Source organism: Paenibacillus sp. ClWae2A (genome assembly GCF_032452295.1).
Lineage (GTDB): Bacteria > Bacillota > Bacilli > Paenibacillales > Paenibacillaceae > Paenibacillus.
This window is the reverse complement of the sequence record NZ_JAULSQ010000002.1, coordinates 707,020-732,397: the sequence shown is the minus strand read 5'-3', so window position 1 is coordinate 732,397 and position 25,378 is coordinate 707,020. Positions and strand designations below refer to the sequence as shown.

Below are 25,378 nucleotides of genomic sequence, written 5' to 3'. Positions count from 1 at the left end.
GTATGGGCCAATTGACGATGTGTGTTATGGATGATATCCAGGCAGTTGTAAAGGGCATATCTTCAACTATTCCGTGGGAAGATCATCAGGTTCGGATTGTAGGCACGGCGAGCAATGGAGAGCGCGGTTGGTCCTTGTTGCTGGAGCAGCAACCCGACATCGTGATTAGTGATATCAGGATGCCCAAGCTGAGCGGGCTGGAGCTAATGAAGCGGGCATTGGATGCCGGACTGCGAGCCAAATTTATTTTTATCAGTGGTTATTCGGATTTCCAATATGCACAGGAGGCCATCAAACTGGGTGCATCCGATTATTTGCTCAAACCGTTTACCCCTGAAGAAATCCTCGGTGCGGTGTTGAAGGTAAGACAGGTGATTAAGGAAGAACAGGCACAGTGCAAACAGTTGGAACAGTTGGAGCAGAAGGTGGAGAGCAGCAGCCAGTATGAGCGTCACAGCTATCTACTGGGCTTGTTGCGTCATGAAATCGGGGGATTCCTGAATGAAAGTCGCTGGAACGAGCTGCATATTGATCTCGATTCATCCAATCTTCTCGTCATGGTCATCGAGGTGGATGGTTATACGCGATATGGATACACGATGCATCTGGATGCCGAAATCGTTCCTTTTGCGGTCCAAAATATTGTGGGAGAAACCTTAAACCGCTATACCAAGGGCGTTGTTTTACGGGAAAACCGATACCGGCTTGCAGCCATATTTAACACACCAAGCCAGATCGACGTCTCTGAGCTACTGGAGCAATGCCGCCAAAATGTGGAGCGATTCAGCAAAAAAACAGTCTCAATTGGTGTTGGTACGATTGCCCGCAGACCACAGGAAATCTGGACGTCCTACGCACATGCAGATCAGGCGATATCCTATCGTTTTTACAGTGAAGGAAATTGCATCCTCCAGTATGCTGAACTGGAGAATCAGGCCTGTGTGGCTCCGGTATATCCTTTGGAGAAGGAGAAAGAGCTTTTTTACGCACTGAAATGTGGTAATGAGAGCACCTGTCACCGCATCATTGATGAAATTCTCGAAGAATGGCAGGTTTCCGAAGGTTTTCCCGAGCCGCTCACGATGATTCGTTTGCTGTCAGGACTGGCTTTTGCCATCTACCGTGCCTTTTGTGATGAGATTACAGCAGAGGAACGCTTGCGTCTGGAGGCCGACCTGACAGTGCTTGAGGCGATGCGTTCCTTGACGTTTGAGGGCTGGAGGGGATATATCAAACATTTTAGCAGTATGGGTTGCGAGATTATGGACAAAAAACGACTCACCGATGTCAAGCAGGCGATTAGCAAGGCGCAGGAATATATCAGTCTGAATCTTGCAGAAAATCTGACGCTGCATGCCTGTGCCCAATCCGTGCATTTAAGTCCGAGTTACTTTGCCAATGCCTTCAAAAAGGAAACGGGCATAACGCCGATTCAATATATTACTAAGATGAGGATGGAAAAGGCAAAAGAGTTGCTGGTTGCAGGTGTACAGGTGCAAGAGATCTGCCAGAGGCTGGGTTATGAGGACAGGCCTTATTTCAGCGGTTTGTTCAAGAAATATTGCGGAATGACGCCAACCTGCTTCCGACAAATGTATGAGAACTGAAACCGATACGGATCGTCATTTGTCCCACCATGCAAAGTCAGAATGTCCCTCACCTCCATGAAAGCGGAGCGATTATCATTACGTTAACGGATAACCAAACGGGTTGTCCAGACAAGCATAAGGGGGCATATCAATGGTTAAAAAGTGGACGGTGACTACGCTAAGTGCATTGCTGGCGCTAAGTTTGGCAGGTTGTTCTGCTGACAGTGGTACTTCGGCAAATAGCGAATCGGGGACCAGCGGGGAGAATGCCGGAGGGAAAACCAAAATCATATATTGGACACCGGACCGCCATGATGCTGATTTTATGAAATCCAAGATCGATGAGTTCAACCAGACGAACAAGGACAACATTGAAGTGGAGATGACCGTAATGGGGGACAACTATCCACAGGCGGTCGATATTGCTTTTGCCAGCAAGCAGGCACCCGATGTGCTGCAAGTTAATGATTTTCAGACGTATTATCAGAAGGGGTATCTCGCCCCGATCGATGGCTACATGAGTGATGAGATGAAGGCCGTGTTTAAAGACAGCTTGATTGAAAATAAAAACACGATTGATGGAAAAATATATTCCCTCCCCAATACAGGGCAGGTCTGGCGGCTTGTGTATAACAAGGATATTTTCAAAAAGGCAGGGATCGAGAGTCCGCCAAAAACGTTGGCTGAGATGGTTGCGGATGCCAAAAAAATTACCGAAGTTGGTAAAAGTGAAGGCATCTATGGCTTTGCCAGCCCGTTCAAGAGCAGCAGCGGCTTCTGGAGAGCCGCCAATACGATTGCAGGTGCAAGCAATAATGTGGGTATTGATGGTTACAACTACAAGACAGGCCAATTTGATTTTGGGATGTACAAGGATATCGCAATGGCGCTTCGTCAGATGAATCAGGATGGCAGCATGCTGCCAGGAGTTGAAAGTCTGGACATCGATCCGCTCAGAGCCCAGTTTGCTCAAGGCAAAATCGGAATGTACATTAACCACTCCGGTGAACCAGGTGTATATAAAGATCAGTTCCCTACAAAAGAAAATTGGGCAGCGGCTCCTGTGCCAACAAATGATGGAACAATCAAGGGCGCTTCGCAAGTCATCGGGGGTTCCTACATCGGCATCAATGCAGATTCTGCCAACAAGGAAGCGGCATGGAAGTTTATGGAGTATGTGTACAGCACTGATCTTCAGAGTGAGTATTACGAAAAAGGATATGGGATTTCACTGATTCCTGCTGTACTAAGCTCTGGTAAAAAACCAAGCATTCCGGGCATTGAAGGTTTCCTGCCCAAACGTTATGATGCCATCTTCCCGGCAAATCCAAGTGTGGTGACCGAGAGTTCACTGGAAGGAAATAAATGGAGTGATGCATTCTCCATCTATGTATTCACGGGTGGCGATCTCGATAATGTAATTAAGGATCTGGATACGAGATACAATGCAGCTCTGGAGAAAACCAAAGCGGCAGGGCTGACCAACATAACTGCTGATCCATCGTTTGATTCTTCCAAGCTTCAGGGTAAATTGTCCACAGAAGACTAATTAACGTTCGTAGCGGCCGTGGTTTAATCACTTCGGTCGCTTATTCACAAGGAAAGGGGAAAAGCAAAATGATTATTAATCATGAGCCTACCGATGCATATATCATGAACGAAACGAGTTCCCGCAAGATTTTGGGTATGGGCGGTACATTAATGATGGTGGAGGTTACCTTTGCTAAAGGGGGCATTGGAGAAGTTCACTCCCATGATGCGCATGAACAGGTCAGTTATATCGTCAAAGGCAGCTTTGAGGTTCAGGTCGGCGAAGAAACTCACATTTTAAAAGCAGGGGACAGCTTTTATGCCGGTTTTAACGTCCCGCATGGGGTCAAGGCACTGGAGGACTCAGTCATTCTGGATGTGTTTACCCCGTTCCGTCAGGATTTCCTTGAGGCATCCCAATGAGCGATTTTTACCTTTCGGCAACGGATCTGCAACGGGCTGCCCAATATTATGAAAAACATTTTCCGGAAGAAGCCCGAAATTCGCTCACGATTGCCAATCGTGCCATCCTGAATGAATTTATCGTTCCTTATACCAACGATCTGAATCGCTGGATTCCGATGGGGACACCTGTGGACTGGCTTCACAACCCGACCAATGATCTGGAGTTCACATGGGGCATCAATCGACACTGGCATATGCTCGATCTGGGCAAGGCGTATCTGATGAAGGGCAATCCGCTATATGTAACAGCATTTATTGACCACTTCCGTAGCTGGAGACAGCAAAACCCTGTGCCTGTAAATCTGGTTTACGACGAGGCCGTGTTCTTTCAAAAACCCGGACCGTGGCGCCTGCTGGAGACAGGGCTACGTGTGCAGTCCTGGATATCGGCATATAAATATATGGAAGCAAGTCCACTGCTAGACGTAGGCTTTCAGGCGGAGTTTCGACAAGGTCTGGACGAGCACGCCGAGTTTTTAACCCGTTACCTCGGCAGCACGGAAATCAATCATGCCATTATGCATATGCAAGGCTTGTTCATGATTGCTACGTTCTACCACCAACATCCGCGAAGTGCATACTGGCGTCAAGTGGCGATGGAACGTCTTGAGCTGTGTTTGCTGCACCAGTTGGGTGAAGAAGGGATACAGGTTGAACTGACAACACATTACCACAATGCCAGCATCGAAATGTTTGGCACGCCTTATCGGTTAGGCGAGATTTCAGGACATCCTTTCTCGGCATGGTATGCCCGCTGTTTACGCCAAATGGCTGCATTTACTGAGGCGCTGATCCGACCAGATCATCAGTCTACCGGTATTGGTGATTCGGATTGGGTTGGCGATGGACGACAACGACTGACCCTGCTTGGAGCGATTCTGGACGATGATGATTTGATGGCTCGCGGAACGGATAGCTCGGAGTGTCTCTGGTTGCTGGGTGTGGAGAAATATGAGCGATGCCTCAGACTACAGGCTGCTGCTTCTCCTGCTTTGTCGAGTCGGGCTTTTCCGCAGACAGGATATTATGTCATGAGGGACAAGTATCAATATCTTTTTTTTGATGCGGCTGCCATGGGCGGAGCGCACGGACATGCGGACGCGCTGAATGTGGAGTGGATGTGGAAGAATCAGCTTTTCTTCACGGACACCGGACGTTACACGTATGAAGAAGGGGAATGGAGGCGGTATTTCAAAAGTACGCGGGCGCACAATACCGTCACGGTGGATGGTCTGGATCAGACACCTTATCTCACCACACAGCAATGGGGTGAACCCGAGGCTCAGTCCACAACGCTACGTTGGGAGAGTAATGATAGCTATCATTTCATTGATGCTTCACAGGATGGATATACGCATTTGCCAGATCCAGTTACACATCGTCGTTGGATGCTGGCAGGGGTGGAGATCCCTATACTACTAATTGTGGATTGGCTGGAGGCAGAAGCAGAGCATACTCTGGAACAACGTTTTCACCTGCATCCGCAAGCGGATATTGTGTTGAGAATGAATGAAGCCGGAGAAATGACGGCGGATATGAGCTATGAGGCATCTTCCATAACGCTGACGATGCAATGGGTTACGGCAGGCATCTGGAAGGGAGCCTTCGAGTTGACGGAGCAGCCCGGCTGGGTATCTGAGGTATATGGTTCCAAGTTGGAAACATCGGTCATCCAGGGCAAGACTGATTTCTCGGGTAAAGTGGGGATTCTGACGTTGTGCCTGCCCGCGGATCACACAGACCAGGTTACACGTGTAACCACATGCCAACTAGAACCTGACCTGATGAGATTGGCATTATCTTATGTGCATGGTCAGGAAAAAGGGTATATTGTGATTGACAATGACACGTTGCAATGGACGAAAGAGCAGAAATAAAAAAACAGTGAAGCAGGAGCAGATGCTCGCACTTGGCGAACATATACTCCTGCTTTTTCTAATCCACTCACTTGGCTTTCCTTTTTCTTTTTACTCTGGGTGATTTTTGCGTAACGGGCCCGGGAATGGCTGGCTTTCTGGCTATTCCGGAAGGTCTGTTGCGATATACCCATAAGGCGTACTCCAGCGGCTGAGTGATGGCTTTATAGTAGATATCCCGCTCCCCGATGCGAGCGAATACTTCACGTGCAGGTTTGGGGTTGACTTCAAGAAGGTAGATACGCCCGCTTCTGTCAATCGCCAAATCCAGTGCCAACTCACATAGGTCCCCATACGTATCTTCCAGAAACGAAGCAACATCAATGCCGAATTTCTCTGCAGTCATGTTAATTTCTTCCCGGAGGTCGTCATCTTCGATCCATTGCTTCATGAGTCGGTCCATCGCTATTGCCTGACCGCCGCCATGCAGATTGGAGGTTACGCTTTTTTCTGCACCCATGCGTCCGGCACATCCAGTAAGCTCCCATTGTCCTTCACCGTTCTTCTGAACCAGCATGCGGTAATCATGCACACGTCCATTCGGAAGCTGAAGTTGAATGCCCTTTTGTACAAGATACTTGTCTTTCATGTTCCAGTGCTGGAGCAACGAGCCAAGTCGTGATAAATGAACTTTACGTGGAGTGATGATACGACGCTTCTGATCCCGCCCCTGAACAAGCACCGTATTAGCCTCGTTATTGCTGCGTTCAATGCGCAGAATACCACGTCCGCCTGTTCCATTAATGGGTTTGAGATAGACCAGAGAAGACACTTTGAGCATCCGGTTTACATCGGACATATCCTGAAATAGGGCGGTTTCCGGCAGGTGTTCACGAAAGTTGGCTTTTTGCAAAAGGGTCTGGTGGATGGTCCACTTATTGCGCAGTGGCCTGTTCAGAAAGAGCAGATGCCCATATTTCTCACGAAAAGCAAGCAATTGCTGGAACCTTCGGTTACGCTGAATCCGGCAGCGATCAAAGATCAGGTCCGGGAATGATCGCCACTCCCTGGACCAGCCTTTACCTTCATGAAAAACCATGGCTTCAATTTGTTTGCCGCCGGGGTGTACGTCGGCTGGTGTGAATACATAGATATCGAGTCCCCGCTTGCGCCCTTCAAGAATCATTCTGCGATATACGCTTCGTTCTTCAAGAGCGCGATGTTCATTTAAGTACAACGTCATAATGCCCAGAACAGGTGAGGACACAAACAATCACCTTCTTTTTGCAGTATTCCTGTCTATCATCGTTTGGACTGACGGGCAAGATAAGCGCTATAGTGAAATATACGTTCCAATGACCGGCGTCTGATCTGTGGTTCATCAAACTTCATGGGCTTTGCATTGGCTTCGAAGAACCAGAGTTCCCCCAGGTCATCAATGCCCAGATCCATGGACATTTCTCCGAGCGTGTAACCTGATCCCCGTTCTACCTGTCTTGCGATCATTAATGAAGTGGATTTCACACGTTTCATCAGGTTTGTTGACATTTCTTCGCCAAAAAGCTCGGTCAGCAGCTTCTCGGGGTCTTCTACGCTCCCACCGCGCGGCACATGGGTTGTAATGCTGCGGGAGCCAGCAAGTCTTGCTCCTACACCGGTTACGCTCCATTGGCCCTTGGTGTTCTTTTGTACAAGAACACGCAAATCAAAGGGGCGTTTACGAGAGGATGCCAGCTCAATGCCTTGTTGCATGATATAGGGCGTATGTCCGGTTTCTTTGCGAATTCGTGCCCATAACTTGGCAAGTGTAGATGCTTTATAGGTCGTGCTTCTACGTGTGGTTTGTATTTTGAGTCGATAGGGAAGCCGTTCTTTTTCCTGGAATTTAAGCATCATGATTCCTTTGCCAGCTTTGCCGCTCTCGGGTTTAAGGTACAGATAGGGATACGTCCGTAGAACGGCACCCAGAGAAGAAGCACTTCGCATCCGCCGAGTATAAGGGATCAGTTGCTGAGTCGATTTGGACTTCTTAAGCCATTCGAACAGATCCCATTTGTTGAAAAAGAATGGGTTATACAGTTCGATTCCTGCTTGCATGCATTCGTCAATTTTGCGCTGAACGGAAGGTTTTCCTTCGTCTTCCCGGTTTGGAATACGATTGTACAGAACATGGGGAAGGGGGAAAGGCTGTGAAACCCACTTTCCACTCCCCTTGTTGTACGTGTAACCTATCACGGTGGGACCACTCACGTTCAGATCCCGCACAGTCACAATGTACACCACGTATCCCATGCTCTCGCCTGTCTGTAAGATATCCTGAAAATTTTGATGATTTCCCCTGAACATGCGCTGTTTATCATGCATGGTCAAAACAGCAATGACAGGTTTGAAATCATCATGAAGGCTCATCAAATTTCTTCCTTCTTCCGGAACTTGCTCAAATACAGGCAGTGTTCCAAGATGTGCTCCACCGACGATTTTCCCTCCACCCGGAGTGAAGGGTGACGGAAAATGGAGCGCCCGGGTTTGGCGTTCGCTTCGAACATCCATACATGTTCCTCCTGATCAATGCCCAGATCAAAGCCAATCTCACCAATCAGATGCTGGTGCTGGGTTTCAATCGCCTGGGCCAGTGTAATAGCGACGGATTTGGCATGTTGAAGAACTTCTCCCGCACGATCGCCGAAGTTGCGACTGAGCGCCTGCTCAGGAGTCATTAGGGAGCCGCCATTTTTGATGTGTGTTGTGACGCTGCCACGTCCTGCCTTTTTGGCTCCAATCCCGACAACAACCCATTGATTGTTACCATTTTTGTGCATGTGAAAACGGAAATCAATTGGACATTCATCAATCTCAATTAAACGTATTCCCTGCTGAACTACATATCCGCGAAGCTGTTTGCCATGTCTTCCCTGAAGCATGCGCATCAGACTGTTGAAGGACCCAAAACGCAGGAGTGCATTACCGCCTTTTTTGCGGTAACGTGCGAAATATCCACGTTTGGGCGAATAAGTCAGGCGGTAGATCCCGTTCCCCAGACTTCCTGCAGTAGGCTTATAATAGACGAACTGATGGCGTTCCAACATTTCCTTCATCTGTTCAATGGATGGATTGGTAATTGATTCAGGAATATAACGTCCTGCTACCGGTTCATTCTCCAGCAATGTATAGATATCCGATTTGTTGAAGAAGCTCCAGTTAAAGAACGGAATTTTCCGACGAACAAATCGGTCCCGCAGTTGGTTGATGGCTGGTGAGAAATCTGAACGTCGGCTCGGTAACCGGTTGTAGACCACATCGGGCAGAGGTACCGTTTTGCGGGTAAAGCTTCCGTTTTCATTCAGAAAAAAACCGGATACCGTCTCATTCTGCCAATTGATATCCCGGGGAGTAAAGGCATAAATATAGGATTTTCGGCTGCCTTCACGGAGTAACTGTTTGATGAAACCAGTACGGGAACCGAATGGATTAGTGCTCGTCGCAGGCCCATCAGAGAGTACGCCGATCAGTGGACCTAACTGGACCTCATCATTTTGCAAATTCCGGAGATAAATACTGCCCCGTTTGGGAACGTTCATCATATTACGGATACCTGAAGCGAGATACAGATGTTTACCTGCTTTTTTGATTGGTTTGATCGTTGCAGGCACCCGGTCACGCCCGAAGCGAAGGTGCACCGTTTTTTTGCCGGACAGGTTGAGGCTCTTCATTAAAGCGTTGGATACATAAACCACTTTATCCGGTTGCTTGGTGAAATGCAGATTGCAAAAGGTCAAACTCATGATTTATCCTCCTATCCTGAAAAGATCCTTGGGCTCCATGGCAAGCGGGCGCTGCGGGCCTCAGCCGCCGTGAATCGGGATGGGTTTCAGGCCAGCTTTGCTGGATGTATTCGGCAATTTCATTGGACGAATGACGTCCGTGAGAACATGTTGTTGCAACAGATAACGGGCATAGGCAAGCGGCCGGGTATAAGTCAGGGTATGCATGCGTCGGTCGCCCGCTTCTGCAAATGAGGTGCGGCCTGGTTTGGAGTTGACTTCAATTAGCCAGAGTTGGCCTTCTGCATCTGCTCCGAAATCAAGCCCCAATTCGGCTAGTCTGCCGAAACGGCTCTCCAGCAGGGTGGGAATAAGCGTAGCAGTCTGCCGGATGTGCTTCAGCAGAGCTTCTGTACGAATCGTTCCATATCGCTGGAGCAGATATGCATGGGCAGGGTATGCTTTACCCCCACCGTGAAGATTGGACGTGAGTGAACCTTCGGGTCCTTCTCGTACCATACATCCGGTAAGTTTCCAGCGACCTTGCCCATTCTTTTGCATTAGAGCCCGTATATCGAATGCTCTTCCATGATGGCTAAGCTCCAGATAGGGCTGCACGATCATCTTACGCTCAGCCTGATGTAATGCCAGCCAGGAAGATACGTTCTGTGTATGATTGAATGTAAGAAAAAAGGGTTCATTGTCTGCGTTACGACCCTCCACGATCCATGTTGATGGGGTCGCTCCTCGAGACAGGCGAAAGGTATTTTTGCCATGAGTTCCGGCTACCGGTTTGAAGAATAGTCCTCTGGGCCAACGGTCCAGCCATGTTTCCCAAGGAATATGCGATCCGATCCGGGTTGTGGGAGCAAGTTGTGACCGCAATTCAGGATTTCGGGACAACACACGATGTACCTCCCATTTTCCTGGAAGGGAAGCAGACCAATAACGGTGTTGATCTGTGCCGTTGGTTGGTATCCATTCCTTAAGCTGTTGTCTGACTTTCCTGGGGATAGGGCGAAGACAACGATCCATAATGAGGTCGACTGCAGGAACAGGTACCGAATTCCACTTCCCTTGATGATAGGTATATCCCCATTGAAGAGGGAGATGGACTGCATCATTCGATATCGGGATCACAATAATCTGAAGGGCGTATTGCATGCTCCCCAAACTGAGACGTCGGCAGAAAAGTTCATCCGTAAAGGGAGGTGAGCCTTCGGTTGCACGTACCAGAATGGCCAGTGTCTTGGTCTGAGATGTTGGAAACATTACGCTGCACCTCTCCTCTATCAGATTTGTTTCCTATAGGGAATAACTTTTCAAAAACCCGCCAGGTACGTAGAATATTCGAGCATGGCTTTGACGGAAGGGCGGATCTTGCTCTCACTCAGTGGTGTATTATCATTTTTGGATGGTTTGGAGTTAACTTCGAGCAGCCATACGCGCCCAGTGGTGTCCAGGGCCAGATCAATACCAAGTTCACCAAAATGAGCAGGGATGGCACTCTCGATCCCTTTTGCGATATCCAGTGCTGCGGTGTGCAATCCTGCATACGCGGAAGCTTTGGCAGATCCAGACAACTGTGTCTTGGCAACAGCATCCTTGACGGTGCTGAGACTTCCACCCCGTGCCAGGTTGGATACGTAGTGACTTCCGCCCGCAATCCGGGCGACGATGGAGGTTACACTCCATTTACCTGTACGGTTCTTTTGCACGAGCGCACGGAAATCCACGGGTCTGCCACTGTTGTCAATGAGAGTCAGCCCTTGTTGGATCTGATAACGCGTTGTTTTCATTTTCCCAGACATACTGGCATACAGTTTATCCAGAGAAGTATACGTTTGTTTCCGGGTACCTCCGACGCCAGTCGCCAGAGTGAGGAAGCTTCCGTCAGTCTGACGTGAGACCCGGATGATCCCTTTGCCCAAAGAACCGCGTACGGGCTTCAGAAATACAACCGGATGTCGGTTGCACATCGTCTTGAGCATGGTGGACGTCTTGAGCAAATGAGACTCGGGAAGAACTCGTTTAAGCGTTGAAATGGACTTGAGTGCGTCAAATACTTCGTTTTTGTCCAGAAACTTTTCATTGAAGGTTTGTGTGCCGTAGAGCGATTTTACTTCTTTCATAAAATGCTGTACGCTAGGTTTGTTCTCAAGCTTGCGGGACGTTAGCCGGTTATTGACGACGTCTGCTACAGGCAGAACAGTCTTTTTCCAGCCGTCATCATACACCCAGCCTTTCATATAACCCGTTACCGCTCCAATATCCTCCGGTGTGAAAAAGGATACATAGGCGCCTCGCTTACGGCAGGCGTTCACCAGTTCTTGACAGAACATCGTGATGGAGCCAAAGGGCCGATCGGGCTGATCGGGATAATCCTGGCTAACCAGTACACTGATGTAGGGTCCAAGGCGAAGCGTACGGCTGGCTGAACGATAGGATACCCTCAGGACCGAACGTGGAACGAGACCGGTCTTGCTGGCAACTGTCTGATTGATGCGCAGCCCGTCATACTTTGGTACCGGAATAACAGTGACTTCGCGGCGGAAAGAGCCAAATTGCAGCTGAAGCGGCCTTCCTGAAGGGATTTTAAGCGCCTTGAGCACCCCTTCGCCCAGCATGATGACGTCGTCCTGCAGGATGCCCGAGCCGGTAACCTGAATCGTTACTTTTTTAGTGGACATCACGGATCTCCTTCCGGGCGGCAACTTGATGTCTGATCTCGAAGTTGAACGGCATCTGAACATGGCATGTGCTTCATCATATGAGGACATATAACCCTTGGTGATTGACCCATATGGATTAAATGCATTTGATTCGAGGCAGGTTATCGATGGCCTGTTTCAGATCTCCCTTGTTTGACAGGAGAGAAAAGCGTGTATTAACACGGATGAACAAACCAATCTGAGGAGGAATAATAGTGAACATTTATGACAAAGCCAATGATTTGGCCAAAGCACTGAGAGAAAGCAGCGAGGTGGAAGAGATTACTTCCGCGATGAAGCTGATTGAAGCTGATCCGGATGCAAAAGCAATGCTGGATAACTTTCGTGATCAACAAATGGAATTGCAACAACGTATGATGAGCGGGGATATGCCAGCTCCGGATGAAATGGAGAAAATGGAGAAACTGTTTGAAGTGCTGAGTTTGAATCTGAACATCCGTCGTTTGTTTGACGCGGAGCGTCGCCTCAGTGTCATTATTGAAGACGTGAACAAAATTATTGCTGACAGCCTGGGTCATCTGTATGGTGGCGCTGAAGCGTAAAAAGGTAGTTCAAAAAGTCCACTTTTGATTACGAAGGATAAACACGTACTAAAAGGTTGTCTTGTTTTTTTACCTGAACCTTTCATATTAGCTCCGTATCGTTCATAGACTAGACATATAGAGTCGATCAAGAACGAAGGAGCTGTGAATGGTGAAGAGGTTGAAAAAAGCAAAACATGTAATCTATCTGCTTATTGCGTTGTCGATGCTGGTCATTGCACTGCCGCGGATTTCCTTTGCTGGAGGAATGGACTGGGTTAATATTTTTGGCATCGTATGGGTGCTGTTCTCCTTATTAATCGTTGGTGCACATCTGCATTTTATTCTCGGTGTGGATGAAGAAAAGAAGCGTGCACTGGAAGCCGTTCGCCGGGCGAAGCTGCGGCAGTGGGAGATGAAACTGCTGGACAAGCAGGAGCGGAGCGAGTCTGTATAAGATACAGAATGAGATCCAACATGAAAGATCGGAATCCCTTGACACAAGGGGTCCGGTCTTTTTTGGTACATACCGAATTAGAGGTTAGTCGGATGATTAAATTCAGATGGCGAACTTGCCTATGAGAATGGGGCAGGGGTGGGGTTATTTTCCTAAAGCCGTGTTATAATAGATACAGTATAGTACAGATGCATCTTCGGGGGTGGTACAGTTGGACGGACAGGAAGAGAACGTAACGAAGCATGAACAGTTACTTCAACATATTGAACAACTGAAGGTTGGCAGTAAAATATCAGTACGTGGACTTGCGCGGGAGCTGGGTGTAAGTGAAGGGACAGCGTATCGTGCGGTGAAAGAGGCGGAGAACTTCGGACTGGTCGTGACCAAGGAACGAATTGGAACGGTGCGGATCGAGAAGAGACCTCGGGGCATGTCGGAACAGTTGACCTTTGCTGATGTCGTGACCATTGTAGAGGGCCATGTGCTGGGGGGGAACGAAGGGCTCGCCAAACCGCTGCACAAGTATGTGATTGGGGCGATGAAAGAACAGGCAATGGCCCGTTATATTGATGCTGGGAGTTTGTTGATTGTGGGTAACCGTGAAGATGCTCACTCACTTGCCCTCGAACAGGGAGCGGGTGTGTTGATTACGGGTGGTTTTGGGACAAGTCGTGAAGTAAGAATTATGGCTGATGAGCTTGGGCTACCGATTATTTCATCCAGACATGATACATTCACGGTGGCTTCAATGATTAACCGTGCGATCTTCGACCGGCTGATTAAGAAAAAAATTATGCTTGTTGAGGATATCATTGGTCAGAAACCTCGCTTGCAGGTATTGAAGGTGACCAGTTCAGCCGCAGATTTTCATATGTTGGTTTCGGAGACGGGTGAACATCGCTTTCCAGTCGTGGATGAATGGAACCGGGTCATCGGGATTGTGAGTCTGAAGGATGTTAGTGAACTGAAAGAAGATCAAAGTATTGAGAAATGTGTGATACGCCGCCCGATTACGGCCTCATTGCAGACATCTCTTGCTTCTGCTGCCCAGATTATGACCTGGGAAGGCATCGATTTTCTGCCAATCGTGGATCGGAACCGCAAACTGATTGCGTCCGTCACACGCAAGGAAGTGCTTCAGGCCATGCGGGATGCACAGAAGCAGCCACAACTGGGAGAGACGTTTGATCATCTGATCTGGAACGGGTTTGCCGAGGAGCGCGGTGAACAGAACGAATTGTTATTTCACGGATTCATCATTCCTCAGATGGCAACGGATCTGGGTACGATCTCCGAAGGTGTTCTGTTGAATGTGATGACCCAGGCTGGCCGGCGGGCTGCGTGGGATGTTACAGGGAACGACCATGTGGTGGATAATGTAACGACGTATTTTGTTCGACCGGTACAGATTGAGGATCAGATCTTGGTTCGACCGTTAATTCTGGAAACCAGTCGTCGAACGTGCAAAATGGACATTGTGGTTAGCCGTGAAGGCAGTGTAGTATGCAAAGCGGTAATGACATTGCAGTCGATTGACCATGCCTAGCAGGGTACGTTGCCTTGGGCATAAACAAAGAGAGTACTCCCTGATCGAGAAGCTCTGCCGGGTTGCGCTGTCGCGCGGTTCTGGCTTCGCTTAATGAAGGGAAGTACTCTCTTTTTGCGGACACAACAATAACACTTCAACGAATTATGCAGATTGTCCAGAGGTTTTACCTGATCCATTATTGGACCGTTGTTGAAGCCGGGCATAATAACTGCGGTTACGTATTCCGGCAAATACATTGTACGCACCCATAATCAGAAATAGAGCTTCCACAACCACAGATAAAGTGGAGCCCGTGAAGACAAACATCAGGATCAGTGCAAGCACGACAAGCATGCCACCCATCCAGATATTCGTCCACGAACGGTACAGACCGGCGCTAGCGGCATCCGAACTTCTGTGTGAACGAATGCTGTTCAACGCTGCAAAAACCATGGCAACAGCAAAGATGGCGATTAGAGCATATTTGAGTACATCAATGAACACAAAGACGCAGCTCCTTTTCTGGAAAGCATTTACTGCCCTTATTGTACCATGCAGAGATGCAGACAAGGGCAGTTTTTTGCTGTTACGCAGGAACGTGCATGCGAATCTGTACCCAAACTTGCAGTACGCCTTCCATAACCAGCATCGTTTTGACCTGGATGGTGTATTCCTTTTCCCTGACCGAGTACACTTTCTGATTCAGCATGATTCGCGTCATTTTGCTGTATTCGTCGATGTTGAATACGTCTCTGCCCCGAAGTACCTCGAGTTCGTCTCCGAGCTTCTGTAACATCACTTTCAGAGAAGCTTCGTCTGGCCCCTTATCCGATTCTTCTGCACGGACCTTGATTTCCTTGATAACGGTTTGGCGTTTACTGTATTTTTTCAGCGTTTTGATATCCTCCTCATTCTGATGCAGCTGAAGCTGCAGTTCCTGATTGTTCAGCCACAACGCATTGTAACTCAGGTGAAATACGCCGTTGTAGACGACACATCCAGCGATCATTCCCAGAACAAACACAGCGGTCATTCGCATCAGCGGGCGGTAACGAGAAAATGGCGGAACTCTCATGAACGCTGTTCCTGTCTCATATTAGCTCCGGCCTCCGCCGCACACCCATTTCACGAGTTCCGTTCCCATATGTGCGCCCATAAAAGCAGAGATCAGATACAGGATCTGTTTGACCGCCGGAGACAGGTTACCATCCAGGAAATTGCTTTCGATGACACGCATGGGATCTATTGTGCCGCCTACAGCGGCTGCGAGTGCCCATATCTTTATTTTTCCAGAAATATCGAGCATCGTCTGTGTCGGAGGCTGAAGAGAGATCACCGCTCCAATACCTCCGATCATCGCGCCGCCCAGCACGATTCCAAACGCAATAAAGAAATCAAGAATGGCTTTGGACAAAAATGTGCTCACTGGCAACACCCCTTTCAGACCTAGCAGCACACCTCCTGTCTTCGGTCTGTCACAGGGGGAGCGGCTTGTACTTCTATTGTATGGGCGTGCCCCCGAACGTTATGATAAAATAGAATAATAAAGTCTCCTTTTAAGAGGTTGTCACGAATTTTAATAGGTGATTCCATTTTTTTATTTATTTAATTCATATATATGAGATAGATAGGGTAGCAGACGGATCAGAAGATCGATGCTGCGACTATCTGCGGCGAAAGGAAGAAAAAAACATGAGTTCTTTTGTGCATTTGCACGTTCATAGCGAATACAGTTTGCTGGACGGCGCTGCGCGTATTCCGGATCTCGTGAATAAGGCTGCAGATCTCGGAATGACGACACTTGCGCTGACTGACCATGGCGTGATGTATGGTGCAATTCCTTTTTATAAAGCATGTATGGAGCGAGGCATCAAGCCGATTATAGGTTGCGAGGCATACATGACAGCAGGGTCCCGCAAAGAGCGGGGAAGCCGCAAGGATCAACCGATTCATCATTTGATTTTGCTGGCCAAAAATATGACGGGTTACCGTAATCTGATGAAATTGTGCTCGATTGGACATCTCGAGGGTTTTCATTACAAACCCCGTGTAGATATGGAAAGTCTGGCTGCCCATCACGAGGGAATTATCTGTCTAAGTGCGTGTCTGGGTGGTGAAGTACCACAGCATCTGCTGCATGGACGAGAAGAAGAGGCAAGACGTGCGGCGTTACGCTACAAAAATATCTTTGGTGCCGACTTCTATCTGGAACTTCAGGATCATGGGCTTTCCGAGCAAAAAAGGGTAAATCCGCAGTTGATCAAACTGGCGGCCGAGCTGGAGATTCCGCTTGTAGCAACCAATGATGCGCATTATCTGTCGGAAGAGGATGCTGAGCTTCAGGATGTGCTGATCTGTATCGGAACGGGCAAGACCGTGGATGATGAGAATCGGCTCCGAATTGGAACCAATCAGCTCTATCTGAAAAGTGAAGAAGAGATGGCTCGTCTGTTTCCTCATGTACCGGAAGCTCTGGCGAACACCGTCCGCATTGCGGAGTCTTGTGAGTTGAAGCTGGAATTTGGCAAATCGATTTTGCCGGAATATAGACCGCTTCCTGATGGACTAAGCCCTTCGGCGTATCTGCGTCAGCTGTGCGAAGAAGGCATGGAGGAGCGTTACGCGCAGTCCACACGTTGGACAGACGCGGAGCTTCGATCCGAACTGGAACAACGCCTGGCGTATGAACTCGGAGTGATCGACAGCATGGGTTTCTCGGATTATTTTTTGATTGTCTGGGATTTTATCGCCTATGCGCATAAACAAGGCATTGTTACTGGACCAGGCCGGGGGTCTTCGGCAGGAAGTCTGGTTGCGTACACGTTGCACATCACGGATGTTGATCCGATGAAATACAACCTGCTCTTCGAACGGTTCCTGAATCCCGAGCGGATCTCCATGCCGGATATTGATATTGACTTCAGCGATGAACGGCGGGATGAGGTCATTGATTATGTCTCGCATAAATATGGCAAAGCCCATGTCGCTCAGATTATTACGTTTGGAACGATGGCTGCTCGGGCGGCCGTACGTGATGTCGGGCGGGCACTAAATGTGCCTTACGGCGAAGTGGACAAGGCTGCAAAGCTGATTCCAGCGCAGCTCGGCATTAACATCGAGCGGGCCATGGAAGCTACTCCTGAGCTGAAGGCGCTGTATGAAACCAAGCCCAAGACGCGTGAACTGCTGGATATGGCGATGAAGGTCGAGGGTATGCCACGTCATGCTTCGACGCATGCAGCGGGAGTGGTTATCTCCCGTGACCCTCTGACCGATGCGGTGCCACTTCAGGAGGGCAGTGAAGGGACGGCGTTAACCCAGTATTCCATGGAAAACCTGGAGTCGATCGGGTTGCTTAAGATGGACTTTTTGGGTCTGCGTACCCTCTCGATCATTGAGCGGTGTGTACGCTGGATTGGGGAACATGGAGAAATTCCGGACTTCCGTCTTATTCCCGATGATGATGCGTTAACGTACGAGATGCTTGGGCGAGGGGACACGATGGGCATATTCCAACTGGAATCTGCCGGGGTACGCCGTGTGCTGAAAGAGATGAAGCCAAGTAGTTTTGAAGATGTCATCTCTGTACTTGCCTTGTACCGTCCGGGTCCGATGGAGTTCATATCGAAATACATTCAGGGCAAGCATGGACAGATTGAAGTGGATTACCCCCATGTGGATCTGGAGCCTATCCTGAAAGATACGTACGGCATCATCGTGTATCAGGAACAGATCATGCAGATAGCCTCTCGGATGGCGGGTTTCTCGCTGGGTGAGGCAGATTTGCTTCGCAGAGCGGTCTCCAAGAAGAAACGGGAAGTGCTGGATCTGGAGCGAGGACACTTTGTACAGGGTAGTCTGAAACAAGGGTATAGCGAAGAAGAGGCAGACCTGGTCTATGATATGATCGTCAAGTTTGCCAACTATGGTTTCCCGCGTGCTCATGCCGCGGCATATGGTGTACTTGCGTTCCAGACGGCTTATCTGAAGGCACATTATCCGGTTCATTTTATGGCATCCATGTTAACAGCTGTGATGGGCAGTCATCGGAAAGTGGCAGAGTACGTGGTGGAATGCCGGCGGATGGATATGGAGGTGCTTCCGCCGGATGTGAATGAGAGCGGTATTCTGTTTACGCCTGTATTTGTGCCGTCCGGCAGCGCAGGAACCGGAGATCAGAGTAAGGTATCGAAGCAGATTGCGGGAGCAGATGCAGAGAGTAACCCCGGAAGCTCGGCTGAAGAACATGCTGCGAACGGTAACGGGAGTTCCTTCAGGGAAGATCGCGTTCATGAGCATGATGGGCATTCGGGACAAGCAGAATATGGTGAAGCACCTCTGCCGGATGACCCCGGTCCTGGACCGGAAGAGGACAGTGGCGGATATGAGTGGCAGGCAGCGACATCGATGCCTGAGGCATCCGACAACCGGAAGGAAGCGGGATTGGTGGCGGCTTCTTCATTGGAAAATGGTAATGACGAAGGACAAGAAGCGTCTTCCTCGCGCGAGGATGAGGAAAAATTAACGGGTGCAATACGATTTGGTCTGGCCGCTGTGAAAAATGTCGGTACCCAGGCAATGGAAAGCATTATGATCGTAAGGCAGGAGAGACCATTCGACAGTCTGCTCGATTTTTGTCGTCGTGTGGATCTGCGTGTATGCAACAAACGTGTGATTGAATCGCTGATCCAGGCCGGAGCTTTTGACACATTACCTGGGCATCGGGCCCAATTGCTGGCGATGCTGGATGAGACTGTTGAAGCGGCGCTGAAATGGCGCAAGGAACGTGAGGATCTGCAAATTCAATTGTTCGACTTTGTTGAGACGCCAAACTGGGAGATTGAATACCCGGAAATTCCTCCTTATTCCTCAGGGCAGCAACTGGAGCTAGAGCGTGAGTTGTTAGGCTTGTATCTTTCCGGGCATCCGCTGGATGACTATGAAGATGTGCTGGAATCGAGTGGGGCTGACCGGATCATGGAGCTGACCGAGGCGGCAGACGACACGATGACCGTCGCCGCGGGTATGGTTGTGTCTGTGAAGTCGATTACGACGAAACAGGGCAAGGCTATGGCGTTCATGGAGCTGGAAGACCAGATTGAACGCTGTGAAGTCGTTCTCTTTCCCGAGGTATGGCGGCGTAGCCAGCAGCATGTCGGGAAAGGTGAACTGCTCGTCGTGCGTGCCAAAGTGCAGCAGCAGGACGAAGGGTTTAAGCTGCTGGCTGAGGAAGTGGTGCCGTTGTCACCGGCGGCACTGGAGCAGCAGCTGCGCAGCCGTGACCGGCGCGTCAAGCCCGGTAGCGGCAGCTCTTCGCGCCCGGCGCAGGCGGCTTCGCCGCGGCGACCAGCGGGCGCAGGAGCCGAAGCGCAGCGCAGCAGCGCAGGCGGGGATGTTTCCGCTATGCGTAGCAGCGGGAGCCAAGGCTCGGCAGCGACGCGCAGCGATGCGGCGGGTACGGGCGCAGCCACGGCGGCGGCTTCCCGGCCGGGCGGTGCCGCTGAAGCGGCTGGCAGCCCGGAGCAGAGCCGCGAACCGCGGGCCGTGGAGCAGCGGGTGTTCGTGAAGATTGCCCCGCATGCGGAAAAGCCTGAGCTTCTGGCTCGTCTGAAGCAGCTGCTTCAGGAGCATCCCGGACCTGTGGCGACGGTGCTCTTCTATGAGCAGCAGCAGAAGCTGCTTGCGCTGAGTGATGCCTACCGGATTAAGCCATCACCAACCTTGTTCTCCGATATGGAGAAAATGCTGGGTGAAGGCACAGTCAAAATTAAATAAGGGGCTGTCCCGTAAGTGATAGCACTTATCCATAGTATGAAACCTGTTTGGCTAAATGCTGAACAGGTTTTTTTGTAATTGTTTTAGCCCGGTTTCCAGACGGAATAGTGTAAATAAACGAATTGCAGACCCATTACAGTGCAGCGCTGAATGTACAATCCTGCAACATGTCCAGGGTGCGACTTGTCTAAACCATCCGCACATTTTATGAACATTTTAACAGGTTGCTGCATACACTTGAGAACACCGAAGGACCTCGCGGTCCTCGGGGGATTGATGCGGGAGGTCGAGATATGTCATATGAAATCGTAGAAGCCATGCTGGCCCGGCGGGGTGTACGGATTGATGCAATTGCCGCAATTGTATACCGTCTGCAAAAAGGGTACCACCCCGAACTGACCTTGGACGACTGTGTAACCAGCGTGAAATCCGTTCTGCAGAAACGAGAGGTGCAATATACGCTCTATACCGGTATTGCTCTCGACGAACTTGCGGAGAAACGACTCTTGCCCCAACCGTTACAAGCTATTATGGAAGCGGATGAATCCCTGTATGGAGTGGACGAGACTCTGGCCCTTGGCATTACTCATGTGTATGGTATGATCGGTTTAACCAGCTTTGGTTACCTGGATAAAGAAAAAATAGGTGTAATTCATGATTTGAACGAACACACAACAGCCATTCATGTCTTTTTGGATGATCTGGTCGCAGGGGTGGCCGCTGCGGCTTCTGCCCGGATTGCACACAAAAATATTAAAGCCAAAAAATACCCCTCAGACCTTTAACCCCCTGTATTTCCATGCATGTCTGTTATGGTCAATCTAATGACCCATGTGAAGGTCTTCAAGGGCGGCTGATGCTGCCCTGATAAGCTTGGGGCTGCTTATGGAAGAGGTATCAACAAGAAGATTTCGTCAACCATATGAGTTATTCGTGGGGGACAAATGTCCCTCATGATCCCAAATTCTCCCCAAAGGTCCCGAACCCTTTCTTGCAGAAAAAAAGTGAGGTATGTTATCATTAGTCCAATATACGGGCTCTGAACATTAGCTTAGGGGGCGGACAAGGCATGTGGACGGTGATTTACATTGCACCGACAGCAAAGGTTGCGGACAAGATCAAGACCAAGCTTTCGGAAGAAGGTTTTCTGGTACAGACCCGTCCCATCAGTTTATCCAAGCAGCAATTTGAGATTCGCGTCCCTTCTGGGGAATTGGAAGAGGTCCAGGAAGTGCTGAATTCCATTCTGCATTCCTGATTCGTTCGACATCGACGTGCCTTGGCAGATGAAGAAGTACCATCGGTACATAAGGGACTAATCGCGTAAGCGGAGAGAGGAATCGACTTGCATGTATTGTATGCTGCTGTCCTTCCTTCTTTTTTTGTTAGGACAAGGACCGACCTGGTTGCTCCCGGAGACCCTACCAAGATAGATTCAAACATCGGCGCAACAATCTTTCGGTTATTGCAGGTAACATCAATCGTGCTGACAGAAGCCGCTGATCCTTGCCCTGTACCGGCGGATTTTTTTGTTGTGAATGCTGGACAAGGCCCATGGCAGCGTGTGGGTCGTAAGCGGTTTACCGTAGCACGCGGATGAAGCTGCCACAAGCAGCGTTCTGCAGGTTGCGGCCATCAAATCAACGGCTGGAGAGGTGTAGTTGTGTTCAAAGATATATTCCAGAAGAAACGGAAGTACGCTACCATACCTTCCGAGCGTGCACTTCCCGGCGAAGGCCAGGAAGTCCTAGAACGCCCAAAACGTGAAATACCTGAAGGGCTTATGAACAAGTGCAGCAAATGCGGCACCATTCAATATAGCAAGGAATTGGAGAAAAATCTGAAAGTATGTCCTGCCTGCGGTTACCATATGCGTCTTAACGCTATGGAGCGTATTGGTATGGTACTTGATGATCAAGGATTTGTTGAGTTTGACGCTGATATGATATCGGTTGATCCGCTTGGCTTTCCTGGATATAGCAACAAATTGGAACAACAGCGTCTGAAATCGGGCCTGAAGGAAGCGGTAATTACAGGGGAAGGAACCATTGAGGGCCTGCCTGTAGTTGTGGCTGTCATGAGCTTTGATTTCTTCACAGGCAGCATGGGTTCTGTTGTAGGAGAGAAAATTACCCGTGCCATTGAGCATGCAACAGAGAAGCGCTTGCCATTGATTATTTTCTCCACATCAGGTGGTGCCCGGATGCAGGAGAGTATTCTCAGCCTCATGCAAATGGCCAAAACAAGCGCAGCTTTATCCCGTTTGGATGAACAGGGCGGGCTGTACATTTCGGTCATTACAGATCCAACGACAGGTGGAGTCTCGGCAAGTTTTGCTAGCTTGGGCGATATTAATATTGCCGAACCTGGCGCTGTATTTGGTTTTGCCGGCAGAATCGTTATTGAACAGACCATCCGTCAGAAGTTACCTGATGATTTCCAGACGGCTGAATTTAATATGCAACACGGTCAGTTGGACATGGTTGTCCACCGGAAAGAACTTCGGGCCACTCTTGGCAAGCTTCTGGATATGCATAGTGAAAAAGGAGGGGTCTAAATGGCGGGTGAGTTGCCATATGAAGCGCCTCTGGTTGAGATGCGCAAAAAGATTGATGAACTCGTACAGTTTGGACAGGAAAAAGGGATCGACTTCACGGACGAGATTGCCCGCCTGGAAGAACGTTACCATAGACTTGAAGAAGAGATCTACACTGGCATAACGGCAGCTCAGAAGATGCATCTGGCCCGGCATCAGCAACGCCCAACGGCGTTAGATCTGATCCAGCTGATATTTACGGACTTCATTGAGCTGCACGGTGATCGCATGTTCGGAGACGATCTTGCGGTTGTTGGCGGGCTTGCCAAATTGAATGGAAAGACCGTAACGGTAATCGGACAACAGCGGGGGAAAGACACGAAGGATAATATCGCCCGCTTTTTCGGCAGCGCTCATCCAGAAGGTTTCCGAAAAGGACTTCGTCTGATGAAACAAGCGAACAAATTTGGCCGTCCTATTATTACGTTTATTGATACTAAAGGGGCGTATCCGGGTAATACTGCAGAAGAGAGAGGTCAATCGGAAGCAATTGCTCGCAACCTGATGGAAATGGCGAAGCTTTCGGTTCCTGTTATTGTTGTGGTCATCGGCGAAGGTGGAAGCGGCGGTGCCCTCGCTATGGCTGTGGGTAATCGTGTGTTGATGCTGGAACATGCGATCTATTCTGCAATCTCTCCGAACGGCGCTGCTTCGATTCTCTGGAAGGATGCATCCAAGGCAGATCAGGCGGCTGAAGCGATGAAAATAACAGCCAAAGACCTGCTGGAGATGGAAGTCATTGAAGAGATCGTCCCTGAGCCACGCGGCGGTGCTCATCGGGATTATGAAGCGTCTGCTGCTTTCATCAGTGAAGCTTTGGTCCGTCATCTCGACGAGATGAAGGGTTGGAGCGGGGATCAGCTGAAGCAAGATCGTTATGAGAAATTCCGTAAAATTGGATCGGTCACGTTTGAACCTCAAGCATCCATTGAAGCTCCTCAAGAGCTTGTAGAAGTCGATGTAGCGAGTAATTTGTCGGGAAATGCTGAATAATGTGACGAATTTCCTATACAAATGAGCAAAAGTATAGTAAATTTAATAGTTGGAAAAAGAAAAATAGATAAAGAGTAATACCTTTAAAATCGGAGGAAACCCAAAATGCGCAAAACGAAAATTGTATGTACCATTGGTCCATCCAGTGAATCTCTGGAGAACACCAAAAAATTGATTATGGCCGGTATGAATGTGGCCCGTCTGAACTTCTCCCACGGTGATTTCGATGAGCACGGCGGACGGATCGTTGCGATTCGCCAAGCATGCGAAGAGTTGAACAAAACAGTAGCGATCTTGCTGGACACCAAAGGACCGGAAATTCGGACAGGTAAACTCGAAGTTGAACCGATTGAATTGGTTCAAGACGAGTACATCACTTTGACAACAGAAGAAATTCTGGGCACCAAAGAACGCCTTTCCATTACGTATACAGATCTTCCGAATGATGTTGAACCGGGATCAACAATTCTGATCGACGACGGTCTGATCGGACTGACCGTGGTGGAAGTGCAAGGCACCGAGATCAAATGCCGTATCGTTAACGGCGGATCGATCAAAAGCAAAAAAGGTGTTAACGTTCCGGGCGTTGCCATTTCTCTGCCGGGTATCACTGAAAAAGACGCTAACGATATCGTATTTGGTATTGAGCAAGGTGTCGATTTCATCGCGGCTTCTTTTGTACGTAAAGCAAGTGACGTACTTGAGATTCGTGAATTGCTTGAAAAACACAATGCTGGACATATCCAAATCATCTCCAAAATCGAAAACCAACAAGGTGTCGATAACCTCGATGAAATCCTTGAAGTGTCTGACGGCCTGATGGTTGCTCGTGGAGACCTGGGTGTTGAGATTCCTGCGGAAGAAGTACCATTGGTACAAAAACGCATGATCGAAAAATGTAACGTTGCAGGTAAACCGGTTATCACAGCTACACAAATGCTGGATTCCATGCAACGTAACCCGCGTCCAACACGTGCGGAAGCAAGTGACGTGGCGAATGCAATCTTCGATGGTACGGACGCAATCATGTTGTCTGGTGAGACAGCTGCGGGTAAATACCCGGTTGAATCCGTTCTGACCATGTCCCGTATTGCTGAAAAAGCAGAATCTGCTCTGCCTTACCAAGAGCTGTATCTGAAACAGCGTGTTGCTCAACAAACAACAGTTACAGAAGCAATCAGCCAATCGGTTGCCCTCTCAGCTCAAGATTTGAACGCAAAAGCGATCATCACTTCAACTGAATCAGGACACACTGCACGCATGATTTCCAAGTATCGTCCAGAATCTCCAATCATCGCTGTGACTACGGAAGACAGAACTTCCCGTCGTTTGGCTCTGGCTTGGGGTGTAACTCCTGTCAAAGGAAGACTGGTTGATTCCACGGATGCTTTGTTCGAAAACGCAATTGAAGGCGGCGTAAAATCCGGACTTGTTAAAGAAGGAGACCTGGTTGTGATCACAGCAGGTGTACCTTTGGGTCGTTCCGGTTCTACCAACCTGATTAAAGTAAGCCAAATTCCAAACAACGCTTAATAGCGTCTTGGATGGAGAAGCAACAGGAAAGAAGCAATGGGG

22 protein-coding genes are annotated in these 25,378 nt (G+C 49.2%); 14 read left to right on the top strand and 8 right to left on the bottom strand.

Features of this window, described 5'->3' with window-relative positions; translation table 11 throughout:
• The first annotated feature begins 2 nt into the window (after positions 1-2).
• From QVE09_RS09270 to QVE09_RS09255, 4 genes are all read left to right on the top strand, one after another.
• Positions 3-1,607, top strand: coding sequence for a helix-turn-helix domain-containing protein (locus QVE09_RS09270; protein ID WP_315936576.1), 1,605 nt, complete (start codon positions 3-5; stop codon positions 1,605-1,607).
• 133 nt (positions 1,608-1,740) lie between these two features.
• Positions 1,741-3,138 carry an ABC transporter substrate-binding protein gene (locus tag QVE09_RS09265; protein WP_315936575.1) on the top strand — a complete coding sequence of 466 codons (1,398 nt, stop codon included), beginning with the start codon at positions 1,741-1,743 and terminating at the stop codon, positions 3,136-3,138.
• Between the two features lie 68 nt (positions 3,139-3,206).
• On the top strand, positions 3,207-3,542 hold the full coding sequence (locus QVE09_RS09260) for a cupin domain-containing protein (protein ID WP_315936574.1): 336 nt from the start codon (positions 3,207-3,209) through the stop codon (positions 3,540-3,542).
• Positions 3,539-5,461, top strand: coding sequence for an alginate lyase family protein (locus tag QVE09_RS09255; protein WP_315936573.1), 1,923 nt, complete (start codon positions 3,539-3,541; stop codon positions 5,459-5,461). The genes QVE09_RS09260 and QVE09_RS09255 overlap by 4 nt, the downstream gene beginning before the upstream one ends.
• A gap of 67 nt (positions 5,462-5,528) precedes the next feature.
• Here the strand turns inward: QVE09_RS09255 and QVE09_RS09250 are convergent, their stop codons facing one another.
• Genes QVE09_RS09250 through QVE09_RS09230 form a run of 5 tightly spaced genes read right to left on the bottom strand, consistent with a single transcriptional unit; the run spans position 5,529 to position 11,891 of the window.
• A complete protein-coding gene (locus QVE09_RS09250) occupies positions 5,529-6,707 on the bottom strand; it encodes a YheC/YheD family endospore coat-associated protein (RefSeq protein WP_315936572.1) in 1,179 nt (392 codons plus the stop codon).
• A 35-nt stretch (positions 6,708-6,742) separates the two neighbouring features.
• On the bottom strand, positions 6,743-7,849 hold the full coding sequence (locus QVE09_RS09245) for a YheC/YheD family endospore coat-associated protein (protein WP_315936571.1): 1,107 nt from the start codon (positions 7,847-7,849) through the stop codon (positions 6,743-6,745).
• Complete coding sequence (locus QVE09_RS09240) at positions 7,849-9,222, bottom strand: YheC/YheD family endospore coat-associated protein (protein ID WP_315936570.1); 1,374 nt, start codon at positions 9,220-9,222, stop codon at positions 7,849-7,851. The genes QVE09_RS09245 and QVE09_RS09240 overlap by 1 nt, the downstream gene beginning before the upstream one ends.
• 60 nt (positions 9,223-9,282) lie before the next feature.
• Positions 9,283-10,473 carry a YheC/YheD family endospore coat-associated protein gene (locus QVE09_RS09235; RefSeq protein ID WP_315936569.1) on the bottom strand — a complete coding sequence of 397 codons (1,191 nt, stop codon included), beginning with the start codon at positions 10,471-10,473 and terminating at the stop codon, positions 9,283-9,285.
• A gap of 50 nt (positions 10,474-10,523) precedes the next feature.
• Positions 10,524-11,891 carry a YheC/YheD family endospore coat-associated protein gene (locus tag QVE09_RS09230; RefSeq protein WP_315936568.1) on the bottom strand — a complete coding sequence of 456 codons (1,368 nt, stop codon included), beginning with the start codon at positions 11,889-11,891 and terminating at the stop codon, positions 10,524-10,526.
• A 236-nt stretch (positions 11,892-12,127) separates the two neighbouring features.
• On the opposite strand from QVE09_RS09230, the gene QVE09_RS09225 reads away from it, so the two are divergent.
• The 3 genes from QVE09_RS09225 (at position 12,128) to QVE09_RS09215 (ending at position 14,457) form a co-directional block, all read left to right on the top strand.
• A complete protein-coding gene (locus QVE09_RS09225) occupies positions 12,128-12,475 on the top strand; it encodes a YlbF/YmcA family competence regulator (RefSeq protein ID WP_036609862.1) in 348 nt (115 codons plus the stop codon).
• 151 nt (positions 12,476-12,626) lie between these two features.
• Positions 12,627-12,911, top strand: a complete 285-nt coding sequence (locus tag QVE09_RS09220) for a hypothetical protein (protein ID WP_085981456.1) — start codon at positions 12,627-12,629, stop codon at positions 12,909-12,911.
• Between the two features lie 211 nt (positions 12,912-13,122).
• A complete protein-coding gene (locus tag QVE09_RS09215; RefSeq protein ID WP_315936567.1) occupies positions 13,123-14,457 on the top strand; it encodes a DRTGG domain-containing protein in 1,335 nt (444 codons plus the stop codon).
• Positions 14,458-14,601: 144 nt separating this feature from the next.
• Here QVE09_RS09215 and QVE09_RS09210 read toward each other — a convergent pair whose 3' ends face one another.
• The 3 genes from QVE09_RS09210 to QVE09_RS09200 form a co-directional block, all read right to left on the bottom strand.
• Entirely contained in the window at positions 14,602-14,943 is a 342-nt protein-coding gene (locus QVE09_RS09210; protein ID WP_315936566.1) for a YtpI family protein, read from the bottom strand.
• 82 nt (positions 14,944-15,025) lie between these two features.
• Positions 15,026-15,514: a sporulation membrane protein YtrI gene (locus QVE09_RS09205; protein WP_315936565.1), complete on the bottom strand. Its 489-nt coding sequence runs from the start codon at positions 15,512-15,514 to the stop codon at positions 15,026-15,028.
• A gap of 21 nt (positions 15,515-15,535) precedes the next feature.
• Positions 15,536-15,865, bottom strand: coding sequence for a YtrH family sporulation protein (locus QVE09_RS09200; protein WP_026081169.1), 330 nt, complete (start codon positions 15,863-15,865; stop codon positions 15,536-15,538).
• A 266-nt stretch (positions 15,866-16,131) separates the two neighbouring features.
• Here QVE09_RS09200 and QVE09_RS09195 point away from each other — a divergent pair, with 266 nt between their 5' ends.
• The 7 genes from QVE09_RS09195 (at position 16,132) to pyk (ending at position 25,336) form a co-directional block, all read left to right on the top strand.
• Positions 16,132-20,214: a DNA polymerase III subunit alpha gene (locus tag QVE09_RS09195; RefSeq protein ID WP_315936564.1), complete on the top strand. Its 4,083-nt coding sequence runs from the start codon at positions 16,132-16,134 to the stop codon at positions 20,212-20,214.
• Positions 20,215-20,507: 293 nt separating this feature from the next.
• On the top strand, positions 20,508-20,999 hold the full coding sequence (locus QVE09_RS09190; RefSeq protein ID WP_315936563.1) for a phosphatidylglycerophosphatase A family protein: 492 nt from the start codon (positions 20,508-20,510) through the stop codon (positions 20,997-20,999).
• A gap of 284 nt (positions 21,000-21,283) precedes the next feature.
• Positions 21,284-21,472: a hypothetical protein gene (locus tag QVE09_RS09185; protein ID WP_017689496.1), complete on the top strand. Its 189-nt coding sequence runs from the start codon at positions 21,284-21,286 to the stop codon at positions 21,470-21,472.
• An 87-nt stretch (positions 21,473-21,559) separates the two neighbouring features.
• Positions 21,560-21,814 (top strand): hypothetical protein, encoded by a 255-nt coding sequence (locus tag QVE09_RS09180; protein WP_017689495.1) that lies wholly within the window; start codon positions 21,560-21,562, stop codon positions 21,812-21,814.
• A gap of 63 nt (positions 21,815-21,877) precedes the next feature.
• Positions 21,878-22,771 (top strand): acetyl-CoA carboxylase, carboxyltransferase subunit beta, encoded by an 894-nt coding sequence (gene accD / locus QVE09_RS09175; protein ID WP_315936562.1) that lies wholly within the window; start codon positions 21,878-21,880, stop codon positions 22,769-22,771.
• Positions 22,772-23,803, top strand: coding sequence for an acetyl-CoA carboxylase carboxyltransferase subunit alpha (locus QVE09_RS09170; RefSeq protein WP_315936561.1), 1,032 nt, complete (start codon positions 22,772-22,774; stop codon positions 23,801-23,803). It abuts the gene before it with no gap.
• A 105-nt stretch (positions 23,804-23,908) separates the two neighbouring features.
• Entirely contained in the window at positions 23,909-25,336 is a 1,428-nt protein-coding gene (gene pyk / locus QVE09_RS09165) for a pyruvate kinase (RefSeq protein WP_315936560.1), read from the top strand.
• Positions 25,337-25,378 lie beyond the last annotated feature (42 nt).